The sequence below is a fragment of the Georgenia wangjunii genome (genome assembly GCF_036421975.1).
Classification (GTDB): domain Bacteria; phylum Actinomycetota; class Actinomycetes; order Actinomycetales; family Actinomycetaceae; genus Georgenia_A; species Georgenia_A wangjunii.
The window spans coordinates 123,505-135,834 of the sequence record NZ_JAZGON010000002.1; the positions used below are offsets into that span (position 1 = coordinate 123,505).

Sequence of the window (12,330 nt, forward strand, 5' to 3'; positions counted from 1 at the left end):
GGCGTGGCTCTGCTCAAGAAGTGCCGGGACTGCGGCGGGGACATCCTCCTCGCCCTGTACGTCCCCGACCGCGCCGCTCGCACGCCCTCAGCGCTCGAGCCCGCGACGTCGTGGATCCCGCTGCACGCGGAGCCCGCACCGCGCACGGACCCCTCGGCGGGGCACGCCGTCTTCGGTGGCCGCATGAAGTGCCACCTCATCACCGACAACTGGCCGCTCGCTGACCACGAGAAGCGCCACCACGTTCACCGAGCCGTGTGCCCGGGCCGCGACGCCGCGCCCGCCACTACGGCCCCTGCGAAGGAACCCACCACATGAGCTCCAACCTCACGATGACCGACCTGTTCTGCGGGGCAGGCGGCTCGAGCACGGGCGCCGTCGACGTCCCCGGCGTGTCCGTGCGCCTGGCCGCGAACCACTGGGCCCTCGCGATCGAGACCCACAACGCGAACCACCCCGACACCGACCACCTCCAGGCCGACATCTCCCAGACCGACCCCCGCTACGTCCCGACGACCGACATGCTCTGGGCGTCCCCGGAGTGCACGAACCACTCCCGCGCGAAGGGCCGCAAGCTCCCCACCCAGCCCGACCTCTTCGGCGACGTCCTCCCCGATGAGGCCGCCGAGCGCTCGCGGGCGACGATGTGGGACGTCATCCGGTTCACCGAGGCGCACGAGTACCGGGCGATCCTCGTGGAGAACGTCGTCGAGGTCGTCGACTGGACCTCACGCAACGGGGTCCGCGGGGGCCTGTTCGACTCGTGGCTGGCTGCGATGCACGCCATGGGCTACAAGCACCGGGTCATCAGCCTGAACTCGATGCACGCGCAGGCGATGGGTCTGCCGGCGCCGCAGTCCCGGGATCGGGTGTACATCGCGTTCTGGCGGGCGGGGGAGCGGGCGCCGGACTTCGAACGGATGCAGCGGCCGCGCGCGTTCTGCCCGGTGTGCGACGAGGTCGTCAACGCGGTCCAGGCGTGGAAGAAGCCTGGCACGCGCACTGGCCGGTACCGCTCGCAGTACGTCTACCGGTGCCCGAAGGTCTCGTGCCGGGGCCAGCAGGTCGAGCCGGGGTGGCTGCCGGCGTCCTCGATCATCGACTGGTCGCTGCCGGGGGAGCGCATCGGGGACCGGGCCCGCCCGCTGGCGGAGAAGACGCTCCGCCGGATCCAGATGGGCATCGACCGCTACTGGGCGCCGCTCCTCGTCGAGAACGGCGGCAACCCCTACGACGCGGCCGACCCGAAGCATCCGCGGTTTATGGACCCGGACTCCTACTACCGGGCGTGGCCGCTCGCTGAGCCGACGCAGACGATGCACACCCGCGAGTCCAAGGCCCTCGCCTACGCGCCGGTGATGGTCCCCGTCGAGGGCCGGGAAGGCAAGCAGCCCGAGTCGATGACGCGGGCCCTGCGCACGCAGACAACCCGCAACGAGTCCGGCGTCGCGTTCCCGCCGTTCATCGCCGAGCTGCGCGGCGGCGGGTCCACGGCGCGACCAACGGCCGACCCGCTCGCCACCGTCACCGCCTCCGGCAACCACCACGCGCTCATCACGTCCTACTACGGCAACGGCGGCACCGTCCCAGCTGGGCGCTCACTGCCCACCGTCACCGCGCACGACCGGCACGCGCTCGTCGTCCCCGCTGGCGGTACCTGGAACGACGACGCCCGCACCAGCGACCACGTGCTGCGCGCGCTCACCACGCGGGAGGCCTACGGGCTCGTCATGCGGAACAACACCGGCGGCGCCGAGATGGTCACCCCGGCCGGTGAGCCGATCCGCACCGTGACGACGAAGGGTCACCAGTCGCTCCTTGCAGCCGACCGCCCAACGGTGAACATCGACGACGTGCGGTTCCGGATGCTCGAGCCCCACGAAATCAAGCAGGCCATGGCGTTCCCGTCCGACTACCTCATGGCCGGAAACCGCCGGGAGCAGGTGAAGCTCTCGGGCAATGCCGTGACCCCGCCAGCAGCGCGGGACCTCATCGCGACCGTCGTCGAGGCGATCACCGGGGAGGCGGCGTGAGAGCACCTCATCACTGCAGCCGGGGTCGGTCTTTGGCGAGCGCAGTGAACCACGCGATGGCGTCTGCGCGAGACGTTGCATCGTTCGAGTGGAGTGCGGAACCGCGCTCAACGAACTCGCCAATCTGCTCGGGTCGGCTGAACCGGACAGTGGCCGACGCCTCCCGGCGCGATTTTGGCTTGCCCCAGCGATCTTCACGCGCCTGTTGGGCATCTGCATGGGCGGCGCCGATGATGTCGCCGAGCGCGACCTCGATGCCGCGGAACAGAGCCGCATCGAAGTCGTCTGCGCACAGTCTCCATTGGTACAGCGATGCAGTAGCCCGTTGTTCCAATGCCCGCAGAGCCTCGGTGTCGACAGGTACCTGGAGGTACTCGCGCACTTGGGCGATCAGGTCGCTCCAGACCTCAAGGCGCCTCATCTCCCAGGCCCGGAGCCGTTCAGTTTTCGCGTCCATTACCGCCTGCAGCCTCACTGCGGTCGCCTGCTTCCGGGCGCGCTCGCTGTCATCGAAGCGTTGCTGTTCGAAGCGCTTGTCCTCCGCGGTCCGCTGCTCCTCGAATCGCCTCGATTCCGTGGCGAGAGTCACACGCAGCACGAGTAGTGCCACCAGTAGCGAAGCCAGGGCGCCCAGGGCTGACCCCATCCACCCTTGCCAAGCGATCGCTTCTTGGAGCGCAGGCCTCGCAGGCCCGGACGGCGCACCTGCAGCTGAGGTCTTCAGCAGCCAGCCCCCGAGCGTGCCCACCACCAGCCCGACGAGAAGCCATGCCCACCAGGGCCGAGATCGCCAGTTGCTCATGCAGGCAACAGTAGGAGTAGCCCGTATTCCATGGGCTGGCGTCTCTGAGCCCTCCTTCGCTCCGGCCGGGCGTGCATCGTGACGCGGCCTCTGGACGCCTCCCGGACCGCTCGGATCCTGGCGTGGGTGGCGCGGCGGGCGATGCGTCGGCGCGACGAGCTGCACACGGCGTGGGACGAGCGGAACTTCGCGGAGACCGAGGCCCGCCGCCAGGCCGCGGCCCGCGCGGCGGCCGACGTCGCGCTCGCGAGGTCCGAGTATGACGCCGGCGCGCTGCGCGCCCGTCTGACGCGCGTCGCCGAGGTCCTCAACGACGTGTCGGCGGACGGCGCGCACGCCGACGTTGTCGTGCGGCACGTGCGCCTGACCCTCGACGGGCACGTCGACCTCCTCGGCGCCATGCACCGCCGCCGCGAGCTCGACCTCGCCAACGGCCGCCGCGCGTTGAGCACCGAGGCCGACGCGCACCGCGAGACCCGCGACCGCCTCGACGACGCCACGCAGCAGCTCACCGAGGTCGCCACCGAGACCACCCAGGCAGACCCTCACGAGCCCGCCGCGATCCTCACCCGCCGCGTCCGCCTCATCCTCGGCGCCGCTACCTACCCCATCCCCACCGTCACCGCCGCGCTCGCGGCCACCGAAGGAGCGTCGTCATGACCCCGCTCATCGACATCGGGAACGGCATGTGGATCGCACCCGAGCACGTCACCGCGCTCGAGCCCATCCGCCCCGACATCGCCCGCCCAGCCACGGGCACCCGCGTCTACCTCGTCGGCGGCCGCACCGTGAGCATCACGGGTGCGGACACCACGACCGCGCTCGCGGCCATGGTCAACGACGCGCTCGCGGGCGGTGCGTCATGACGTCGTTCGTTGCGCCTCTGGTGCCGCTGCGTCAGGCGCTCCTCGCGGTGAAGGTCCACGCGAACCCGAAGGATGACGTGCTCTTCGCGGTGCGTCTCCTGCCGGGCGGGGATGACCGGGTGCACGTCTCGGCGTCGGACCGGTACACCGCGGCGGTCGCGACGGCTCCGATCATCCCCGAGGACGGTGAGGGCGACCCGATCGACCTAGCCGTGAGTGACGTCGACAAGTTCCTCGCCGTGTTCCGCAGCTCGTCGGACAAGGACGCCCCGGAGCCCGAGGTCCGGATCCGCCTCGAGGACGACGAGGTCACGTTCTCCGACGTCGGCGGCCTGTTCGAGGGGCAGTCCCTGACGCTGCCCGCGCACTCGCGTGACTCGGTGCCCGACATCCGCCGCGTGGTCGGGACCGTGCTCGCCGCGCCGTCGTGGACGGGCCCGGACCACGGCCTCTCCCAGCGCGCGCTCGCGAAGCTGGTGACGGGCACGAAGACCTACGGCGAGGCGGCGTTCATCGACCACCGCGGCGAGCCGGGCTCGCGGCCCTCGCTCCTCGCCGTGGTCGGTGAGCACCTGATCGTCGTCCTCGCGATGACCAAGCCCACGACCGACTTCGTGGACGAGGACACCCCGGCGAAGCCGAACCCGGACGAGGTCCGCACCGCATGGCGCCAGGCGTTCCGTGAGGCGATCGAGAACTTCCAGGCCGACGGCGTCGACGTCGACGTCCGACTCATGGAGGACCTGTGACCGCCACCTCCGAGGACGTGGTCCTCGACGTCGACCTCGACAAGGCCATGCCGTGCAACCGGCAAGAGTGCGAGGACCCGGCGGTGTGGCGCCTCATCGCCGTCCACCTCACAGACGGGCGTGCCTGCGCCTCCGTCTGCTACTGCGAGCACCACACACGGCTGGTCGCCCGAGCGCTGATCAGAGAGCGCCAGCCGGGACACCACTGGACGTGCCTCGGGCACGCCCTGTGCGTGCGCACCGAGTGGAGGTCCCTATGAGCAAGTCCCGCGATCGCCGCCGGCGGTGGGAACGCCGCCAGACCACGGCGCGCGTCCACTGCGCCGAGAGCCTCCTCGGCTGGCACCTGACGGACTTTCAGCGCCAGCAGCTGGCATTCCGCGCCCCACGTCCCGACCTCATCCCACGAAGGAGCACGAGATGACCACCGAGCAGCCAGCACCCCGCGCCGGCCCCGCATCGAGGCCCTGCCCGCCAACGGCGGAGGCGCGTACCACCTCACCACCGCCGCCAACGGTGAGCCCCTGGTCCACTCCCAGACCTACCCCGACGGGATCCGCGACGCTGAGCGCGGCATCGACGCCCTCGTCACCGCCGTCTTCGACAGCGAGCAGGGCCATGCCGAGTTCGTCCGGCGCTACAACGCCGCTCGACGGTCGGAGTACGTGGGCTACTGGGAGCACGGGCCAGAGCTGGTCGAGTTCGACCCCCGCAGCCGCGCCCCCTTCCCCGTCGACCCGTCCGCGCTCGCGGACGGCGGCGTCACCGCAGGCGACGACGACGAGAGCACGCCGGCGTGAGGGTCGTCGTGCAGATGGTCACCGGCGAGCTCCACGACGTCGACTGGACGCCGGTCGAGATCCCGGGCCAGCCCGCGGCCGCGGCGGACCTCGCGCGGATCCTCGACCAGCGGCGGTTCGCGGCGTTCCGCGCGCTCGACGGCCTCGACGTCGTGCTGAACACCGCGCACGTCCTCTCGATCGACTTCACGGAGGAGGTGACACCCCATGACTGACGAACGATGCCCCGCGTGCGGCAAGCCGATCATCGACGGCCGCTGCCGCTGCAGCGACTGACCGGGACGGTAGCCAAAGCCAGGAGGAGGCGCAGTGCCCCGGATGCAGAACTACTTCTTCTTCGCCTTGAGCTCGAGCTCGATGCCGAAGCACTCCGACGAGTCGTCCGTCCACATGAAGTCGACGGACTCGTCATCCGTGATCCCGGCGTCCTCTGCCTGCTGGAGGAGGTACCGCAGGTCACCCCAGGTCATGCCGTCGAACTCCGCCTTGAGGATCTTCTCGATAGCCATGCGCCCAGCGTCGCAGAAGCCACGCCGCCTGTCCCACGCATTGCTCCCCGACGTCCGCCTACGCGCTCCGCCGGCTCGGACGCCCCCTCTGCCCCGCTCGACCCAGACGAACGCCCCGAGAGGACCACGCGTGACCTTCTTCATGTCCGACGACCAGCTGCACCAGAACCTCAAGGTGAAGCAGCTGACCGCCCGCACGGTCACCGGCGACTTGTCCGGCCTGGCCGCGATGGGTGCGTGGAATCTCGCGGGCACGATGGCTCAGGCGTCGATGAGCGATGGTCGCACGTCCCTGTTGGACCTGATCGGGATCACCTACGACAGAGAGATCGCCCTGCAGCTCGCCGGCCTTCTGGTCGACGCTGGGCTCTGGCACACGCACGGGCACGACTGCCCGCGGTGCCCGCAGGTCGCTGAGCTCCAGTGGGTGTTCCACGACTGGTTCGACATGGGCTACGACCACGGCGAGCAGACCCGCCTCAAGCGGGCGAAGTCGAAGGAGCTCAAGAGCCGCTCGATCGTGGCGGCCGTGTGGGCGCGGGACTGCGAGGACCCGCCTCACGCCACGCGTGGAAAGTGCCGCTACTGCGAGAAGATGCTCTACCGCAAGACCACGCGCGGCGAGGACCGCCCGCACCTGGACCACGTCAACCCGCACATCTACGTCGGCGCGAAGAACATCGTGCTCGCGTGCGGGCCCTGCAACCAGCGCAAGGCCGCGAAGACGCCCGAGCAGGCAGGCATGAAGCTGCTGCCGCCGCCGGCGCACTCACGGGCCGCTGTGGCTACCGCTGACGTCTCGCCGGGCTCGCCCGACGCTGGGACGACGCTGGCCCCGCCCGCCGCCGCTCAGCGCCCTGCAGAGGCCGCGGACGTGGCGCGACCACCGCGGACCGAGCGTCAGACCAGCGGTGGTATCGCCGCCCGACCACGCGACGAAGGTGTGCTCGCGCGGACGCGCGGGGGTGTGCGCGCTGGGCAGGGTGAGGAAGGGTCTTCTCCTGGGTCTAGTAGGGGTTCCCAGCAGGGCAGCGCGCAGGGCCAGTCGCAGGTCCAGCCGCGCTCCCGCCGTCGTCGTGGCCGTGGAGGGCGTGCCCGCCATGCCAGCCCCGCACCCGCTGAGCCGACCCCGCCCACGGCAGTACCCAGACCTGAGCCGCAGCAGAGACCGCTGCCCGAGCATGACGCCGGTGATGCTCCTGTGGTCCCTGGCGTCGGTCGCTTCGGGTCTCCGTACCACCGCTGGTCCGGCCCGCCCTCCGACGTCGTCGAGACCGACTGCCCCCGGCACGGCCTGCCGGACCCCTGCTGGAAGTGCGCACGAGAGGACTCGACACGATGACCGCCACCACCGAGCGGGTGTGCCCGGTCACGGGCGAGCAGCTGGACCCCGACCACTACGTGTCCGCCACGGCGGTGCGTCGACTGCAGAGGAACCTCGAGGACCTCGCTGGCCTGATGAGCGACCTCGACGACGCCGTGGGCAAGCGCCTCCGGTTCTCCGACCCGGGCGACGGCGGGAAGTCCTCGGACACGCCGCTCCCGATCGACCTGACGGCGGCGGACGCGGCCTACGCGTCGAGGCAGACACTGCTCGTGTGGGTCGACCAGGTCGCGAGCATCCGTGGCCACGCCGTGCCGTCGTCGTGGGCTGCGGTCGGTCGCTACCTCGCCGGCGCCGCGGACTGGCTCTCGCGGCACCCCGACGGCCCGCAGGCATTCGATGAGATCCTCGACGCGCTCTCGATCGCCCGCCGCACCATCGACCGCCCGGCCGAGCGGAAGTACGCCGGCGCGTGCGGTGCGCTCATCGACGACGAGGGCCTGGACGCCATCTGCGACGGCGAGCTCTACGCCCGAGCCGGGAAGGCCACCGTCGAGTGCCCTCGGTGCGGGACGGTCTACGACGTCGCGTCCCGGCGGGAGTGGATGGTCGAGCGGATCGAGGATGCGCTGCTGCCGGCGGCGGACATGTCCCGAGCGCTGTCCGGTCTCGGCGTCGGGGTCACCTCGGCGATGGTGCGGCGCTGGCGGCACCGCGGGCTCCTCGCCACGCACCAGGACGAGGGCCAGCGGCAGCCGCTCTACCGGGTCGGGGACGTCATGAGCCTCGCCCTCGGATCGGACACCATGACCATCAAGCAACCTCAGGAGGTCCAGGCATGAGCAGCAAGTCGCGACGAGGACCGCAGGCCACGGCGGTCGAGAAGATCGTGGCGATGGGCTACACCCAGGAGCGAGCCGAGCGGGCGGTGCGGGAGTACGCGGCAGCGGCCGCGGAGACGAAGAGCGGTCCGGACTGGCGCGGGTGGCTGAGGATGGTGCGCCTCGCGGGACTCGTCGAGCCGGACGGGCGACCCAGCCCTCAGAAGGCGACGAAGGCATGAGCCCGATCAGACCCGAGAACCGTGACCGCTACCCAGTGGACTGGCCGGTACTCTCGGTCCTGATCCGGTTCACCCGCGCCAAGGGGCAGTGTGAGTGCGAGGGCGAGTGTGGGCGCGGTACCCACGAAGGTCGCTGTCCGAACCGGCACGGCCAGCCCGCCTACGGCACCGGATCGACCGTCGTCCTCACCACCGCACACCTCGACCACACCCCCGAGCATTGCGACCCCGAGAACCTCGGCGCCATGTGCCAGGGCTGCCACCTGCACTACGACAAGGAGCACCACGCTGCGACCGTGGCCGCGACCCGCCACGCGGCGCGCCTCGCCTCCGGCCAGCTCATGCTTGACCTCGGAACGACACGCTTGTGATTCGAGGTCGTGAACGGTAGGTTGTGCTCTGATCGAACTTCTGCACCCAAGGCCCCGTGAGCGACACAGCTCCGGGGCCTTCGTGCTGCGCAGGGGAGGGCGGATGCCTGACGGTCTGCACATCCCGGCATGGTCGGGCCGCCGCGTCACCGAGGCGCTGCGCAGGGTGAAGGCGCTTGGCCGCAGAGCCAACGCGCCGTGTCACATCTGCGAGCAGCTGATCGACTACGACCTCGAGCACCCACACCCTGAGTCGTGCACGGTGCAGCACCTCAAGGCGAGGTCAACTCACCCGCACCTCATCTGGGACCCGAGCAACTGGGCGCCGGCTCACGCCTCTTGCAACAAGTCGGCCGGCGTTGGCGAGCCGGCGGGGCTCGGGCTCACGTCACAGGAGTGGTGACGCGCGGCGAGCTCTGAAAAATCCAGCTCGCGCGATGCCTGGCAGGGGGCTCGGGCTCACGTCACAGGAGTGGTGACGCGCGGCGAGCTCTGAAAAATCCAGCTCGCGCGATGCCTGGCAGGTGCCGTCCGTGAGCTCCCTCCCTCCCCCGGGGTCGCCCGAGCGGATCGACGCTCGGAAAGTGGCGGAATTGCAACGAAAACGGACCCGCTCGGCACTGCGAGGAGCCGCTGACCGATGAACCGCTACCTGATCGAAGGCATCCTCCGCGACGTCCGCGCCGGCAAGCGCGTAGTCATCATGGGACGCCTGGCCATCGGCTCCAACGCGTTCGAGCACCTCACCGCAGCGACTGACGACTGGGTCCGCGTCCGGCGCACCTCGGGCAGGGAGAGCGCCGAGCACCCCAGCGGTGGGAGCGTGCTCGTCAGGGCGGCTACCCCAGGGTTCCACCGCCCCCGCGCTGACGTCGTGGTGACGATCGGTTACCGCGAGCTCAACGAGCGCGAGCAGGGCCACGTCCGGGCGCTCGCCGCCACGGGCGAGCTGATCCTGGCCGACTGACCGTCATGCACGACAGACCAGCGGTCCGGGCCGAGCGTGAGCAGGGCGCCACGGTCCGGGGCATCGCGCGTGAGCGGGGCGCCTCGCGGAACGCGGTCCGTCGAGCCCTCGCCCCTGGCGCTCGTGACCGCTACTGGCGGCCGTCCCCGACCGAGGCCGCAGAGGCCGGCGTCCGCGACATGCTCGCCGACTACCCGCAGATGAGCGCCCGAGACATCGAGGCCGTCGTCGACTGGCCGCACTCCTACCGCGCGCTCGCGGCCCTCGTCGCGCGGCTCCGCCCGGAGTACCTGGGCGAGCCGGGGCTGCGCGCTCGCCCGCTCGATTCGATCCAACGGGGCATCCTCGGCGTCCAGACGATCAAGGTGGGGGTGATGGCTCGTGGCAAAGCAACGGTCGGAGCCGGCTCCCGCACTGGAGCCCCCTGAGCACCTCGACGACGCGGTTGCGCAGGTGTGGCAGGAGATCGTCGAGTCGAACGACCTCGCCGGCCGGGTGGACCGGGCCGCGCTCGAGACGTTCGCGTCCCTGGTTGCTCGCCTGCGCGAGGCCCGCCAGCGCATCAACGACGAGGGCATGGTCGTCGAGGACAAGCGCGGCCGTGTCATGCCGCATCCGGCCCTGCTCGTCGAGCGGCAGACCGCCGAGCTCATCCGTGCGTGGGGCGACCGGTTCGCCCCGCTGGTGAAGCCGGCGCGCAAACGCGGTTACATGGCCGACGCGACGGCATCGGCGATCGCCAACGCCCAGCACCTGCAGGGCGAGGCGGGTAAGAAGTTCGCCGGCGCGGTGGCGGCGGCGAAGACGCTGGCGTGGCTGATCGACGAGGCGCAGCGCGACAGCCTCGACGCGCTGATGAAGGCAGCGTCGTCGTCGGGGATCGTGCCCTCGTACCTCAAGGTGTGCGCCGAGCTGCAAATCACGCCGGCGGCGGTCCCCTCGGTGAAGGGCCGCGCGGCCTCCTCGCCGCAGCCCGCGGCGGGCAGCGCTAAGAAGGGGCGGCGCGCCCGGTTCGAGGCCCTCCAAGGCGGGGCAGGCGCCGCCACCGGCTCGTGACCGCCACGCTGCTCGAGCCGTCGATCGACGTCGGGCCGGGTACCGAGTACTACGAGGCGGTCCACGAGAACGACCCGGCTCTCTGGGACACCACCAAGGGTTGGGGGAGCGCGGAGCCGCGGATCTGCACTCCGCCGCTGCGGCCGCTCACGGCGGAGACGTCGTGGGGCTTCTCCGTCATCGAGTTTGCCCGTGATGTGCTCGATGTCGAGCTGATGCCGTGGCAGCGGGCGCTGCTCATCCGGATGCTCGAGCTGCGCGAGGACGGGACGCTCCGTTTCGCGACCGTCGTCGTGCTCGTCGCCCGGCAGAACGGCAAGAGCACGCTCTCCCAGGTGCTGGCGCTGTGGTTCATGCTCATGGCGGGTTGGCCGCTCGTGCTGGGCACGGCACAGGACCTCGACGTAGCGGAGGAGGTCTGGGAGGGCGCCGTCGAGCTGATGCTCGCCGACGGCGACGAGGACGAGGACGGAGAGGGCGGCGGCGGCCTGGCCGACCTGGTCGAGAAGGTCGTCCAGGTGAACGGCAAGAAGGCCCTCATCGTCCGCTCGAAGAAGGCGCCGAAGGGCCGGGCCCGATACAAGGTCAAGGCCGCGAACGCCAAGGCCGGCCGCGGCCTGTCGGGCAACCTGATCCTCCTCGACGAGCTCCGCACGCACCAGAACTGGGGTGCGTGGGGCGCGATCACGAAGACGACGCAGGCGCAGCTGCTGAACCTGGTGCTGGGCCTGTCCAACGCCGGCGACGACACCTCCGTCGTGCTCAAGTACCTGCGCCTGATGGCGCACAAGGCGCTTGGGGACCCGGACGGCATCCTGCCCGACGACGTCGCGCCCGTTGGCCCGACGGAGTACGACCTCGAGGAGAACGGCGACGAGGAGGACGAGCTCGAGGACTGGGAGCAGGACGAGGACACCCTCGCCCTGTTCGAGTGGTCGACCGCCCCGCACCGCAAGAAAACCGAGCGGGCCGGCTGGTCCGAGTCGAACCCGGCCCGCGGGTACCGCATCCGGGACCGCAAGCTCGCCTCGGACTGCCGGACGGACCCCGAGTGGGTGTTCCGCACCGAGGTGCTGTGCCAGTGGCCCGACGGAACGCTCGAGGGTCCGTTCCCGCCCGGCTCTTGGGAGCAGGGCCAGAACGAGCCCGAGGTGCTGCCCGACGAGTCCAAGCGCGTCCGGGAAGAGGACCGAATCGTGGGCCCGGTGGTGGCGTGCGTCGACGTCTCGCACGACCACTCGCAGGCTTACGTCGTGTTCGCCGGGCGCCGCGCTGACGGCGTCGCGCAGGTGGAGGTCGTCGCAGGCCGGCACGGGTCCGAGTGGGTCCGCGACTGGTTGATGGACGACAAGCGGCGCGACCGGATCCAGCGGGTGACCGGCCAGACGAAGGGCGCGCCGGTCTCCCCGCTGATGAAGACGCTCAAGGAGGACGACGACTTCACGATCGAGGTCGTTGACCTCGCAGGGTCGGACCTCCTGGCGCTGCACGGCCCATTCTTCGAGGCGGTCCGCGACGTGAAGGTGCGGCACAACCCCCAGCCGGTGCTGGACATCCCCGCGGGCACGGCGGTGATGAAGGCGCTCGGTGGCGTGGACGTCATCGACCGTCGGAAGTCACCGAGCGACGTAGCGCCGCTTGTCGCGGCCGAGGGCGCCTACTGGCTCCTCACGCAGCGTGAGGTGACCCCGCCCCCGCAGAAGCCCGCACCGGAGGCCGTGACGACCACGGACACCTCCGGCTCTATCACCGACGACCTGGCCGACATCGGCTTCTGACGAGAGGGGTAC

The 12,330-nt window shown here is 70.7% G+C and carries 20 protein-coding genes; 17 read left to right on the forward strand and 3 right to left on the reverse strand.

The genetic code is table 11. The features are described 5' to 3' along the window. Positions 1 to 3: 3 nt before the first annotated feature. Complete coding sequence (locus V2J63_RS04405; protein WP_331229789.1) at positions 4 to 318, forward strand: hypothetical protein; 315 nt, start codon at positions 4 to 6, stop codon at positions 316 to 318. Further along, complete coding sequence (locus V2J63_RS04410; RefSeq protein ID WP_331229790.1) at positions 315 to 2,033, forward strand: DNA cytosine methyltransferase; 1,719 nt, start codon at positions 315 to 317, stop codon at positions 2,031 to 2,033. Before V2J63_RS04405 ends, V2J63_RS04410 begins: the two co-directional genes overlap by 4 nt. Positions 2,034 to 2,043: 10 nt before the next feature. Here V2J63_RS04410 and V2J63_RS04415 read toward each other — a convergent pair whose 3' ends face one another. Further along, positions 2,044 to 2,835, reverse strand: coding sequence for a hypothetical protein (locus V2J63_RS04415; RefSeq protein ID WP_331229791.1), 792 nt, complete (start codon positions 2,833 to 2,835; stop codon positions 2,044 to 2,046). 78 nt (positions 2,836 to 2,913) lie between these two features. Here V2J63_RS04415 and V2J63_RS04420 point away from each other — a divergent pair, with 78 nt between their 5' ends. From V2J63_RS04420 to V2J63_RS04435, 4 genes are read left to right on the forward strand one after another with little or no spacing between them, the layout of a single operon-like run. Then, a complete protein-coding gene (locus V2J63_RS04420; RefSeq protein ID WP_331229792.1) occupies positions 2,914 to 3,495 on the forward strand; it encodes a hypothetical protein in 582 nt (193 codons plus the stop codon). Next, positions 3,492 to 3,701: a hypothetical protein gene (locus V2J63_RS04425; protein ID WP_331229793.1), complete on the forward strand. Its 210-nt coding sequence runs from the start codon at positions 3,492 to 3,494 to the stop codon at positions 3,699 to 3,701. The genes V2J63_RS04420 and V2J63_RS04425 overlap by 4 nt, the downstream gene beginning before the upstream one ends. Next, positions 3,698 to 4,450, forward strand: a complete 753-nt coding sequence (locus V2J63_RS04430) for a hypothetical protein (protein WP_331229794.1) — start codon at positions 3,698 to 3,700, stop codon at positions 4,448 to 4,450. The genes V2J63_RS04425 and V2J63_RS04430 overlap by 4 nt, the downstream gene beginning before the upstream one ends. Further along, entirely contained in the window at positions 4,447 to 4,710 is a 264-nt protein-coding gene (locus V2J63_RS04435; protein ID WP_331229795.1) for a hypothetical protein, read from the forward strand. Before V2J63_RS04430 ends, V2J63_RS04435 begins: the two co-directional genes overlap by 4 nt. Positions 4,711 to 4,848: 138 nt before the next feature. Here V2J63_RS04435 and V2J63_RS04440 read toward each other — a convergent pair whose 3' ends face one another. After that, positions 4,849 to 5,070: a hypothetical protein gene (locus V2J63_RS04440; protein ID WP_331229796.1), complete on the reverse strand. Its 222-nt coding sequence runs from the start codon at positions 5,068 to 5,070 to the stop codon at positions 4,849 to 4,851. A gap of 45 nt (positions 5,071 to 5,115) precedes the next feature. Between V2J63_RS04440 and V2J63_RS04445 the strand changes: the two genes are divergently transcribed. After that, positions 5,116 to 5,250 (forward strand): hypothetical protein, encoded by a 135-nt coding sequence (locus V2J63_RS04445; RefSeq protein ID WP_331229797.1) that lies wholly within the window; start codon positions 5,116 to 5,118, stop codon positions 5,248 to 5,250. Continuing rightward, positions 5,247 to 5,465, forward strand: a complete 219-nt coding sequence (locus V2J63_RS04450; protein WP_331229798.1) for a hypothetical protein — start codon at positions 5,247 to 5,249, stop codon at positions 5,463 to 5,465. The genes V2J63_RS04445 and V2J63_RS04450 overlap by 4 nt, the downstream gene beginning before the upstream one ends. Before the next feature lie 111 nt (positions 5,466 to 5,576). Here V2J63_RS04450 and V2J63_RS04455 read toward each other — a convergent pair whose 3' ends face one another. Next, positions 5,577 to 5,759, reverse strand: a complete 183-nt coding sequence (locus tag V2J63_RS04455) for a hypothetical protein (RefSeq protein ID WP_331229799.1) — start codon at positions 5,757 to 5,759, stop codon at positions 5,577 to 5,579. 130 nt (positions 5,760 to 5,889) lie between these two features. On the opposite strand from V2J63_RS04455, the gene V2J63_RS04460 reads away from it, so the two are divergent. From V2J63_RS04460 to V2J63_RS04500, 9 genes are all read left to right on the forward strand, one after another. After that, positions 5,890 to 7,101, forward strand: coding sequence for an HNH endonuclease (locus V2J63_RS04460; RefSeq protein WP_331229800.1), 1,212 nt, complete (start codon positions 5,890 to 5,892; stop codon positions 7,099 to 7,101). Continuing rightward, positions 7,098 to 7,925: a hypothetical protein gene (locus tag V2J63_RS04465; protein WP_331229801.1), complete on the forward strand. Its 828-nt coding sequence runs from the start codon at positions 7,098 to 7,100 to the stop codon at positions 7,923 to 7,925. Before V2J63_RS04460 ends, V2J63_RS04465 begins: the two co-directional genes overlap by 4 nt. Continuing rightward, positions 7,922 to 8,146 carry a hypothetical protein gene (locus V2J63_RS04470; RefSeq protein WP_331229802.1) on the forward strand — a complete coding sequence of 75 codons (225 nt, stop codon included), beginning with the start codon at positions 7,922 to 7,924 and terminating at the stop codon, positions 8,144 to 8,146. The genes V2J63_RS04465 and V2J63_RS04470 overlap by 4 nt, the downstream gene beginning before the upstream one ends. Then, positions 8,143 to 8,517, forward strand: coding sequence for a hypothetical protein (locus tag V2J63_RS04475; protein ID WP_331229803.1), 375 nt, complete (start codon positions 8,143 to 8,145; stop codon positions 8,515 to 8,517). Before V2J63_RS04470 ends, V2J63_RS04475 begins: the two co-directional genes overlap by 4 nt. Before the next feature lie 103 nt (positions 8,518 to 8,620). Then, complete coding sequence (locus V2J63_RS04480) at positions 8,621 to 8,920, forward strand: hypothetical protein (RefSeq protein ID WP_331229804.1); 300 nt, start codon at positions 8,621 to 8,623, stop codon at positions 8,918 to 8,920. A gap of 237 nt (positions 8,921 to 9,157) precedes the next feature. Further along, positions 9,158 to 9,484 carry a hypothetical protein gene (locus tag V2J63_RS04485; RefSeq protein WP_331229805.1) on the forward strand — a complete coding sequence of 109 codons (327 nt, stop codon included), beginning with the start codon at positions 9,158 to 9,160 and terminating at the stop codon, positions 9,482 to 9,484. Positions 9,485 to 9,489: 5 nt separating this feature from the next. Further along, positions 9,490 to 9,912 carry a hypothetical protein gene (locus V2J63_RS04490; RefSeq protein WP_331229806.1) on the forward strand — a complete coding sequence of 141 codons (423 nt, stop codon included), beginning with the start codon at positions 9,490 to 9,492 and terminating at the stop codon, positions 9,910 to 9,912. Between the two features lie 25 nt (positions 9,913 to 9,937). Beyond that, on the forward strand, positions 9,938 to 10,540 hold the full coding sequence (locus V2J63_RS04495) for a terminase small subunit (protein WP_331229807.1): 603 nt from the start codon (positions 9,938 to 9,940) through the stop codon (positions 10,538 to 10,540). Continuing rightward, on the forward strand, positions 10,537 to 12,318 hold the full coding sequence (locus V2J63_RS04500) for a hypothetical protein (RefSeq protein ID WP_331229808.1): 1,782 nt from the start codon (positions 10,537 to 10,539) through the stop codon (positions 12,316 to 12,318). Before V2J63_RS04495 ends, V2J63_RS04500 begins: the two co-directional genes overlap by 4 nt. Positions 12,319 to 12,330: the final 12 nt, after the last annotated feature.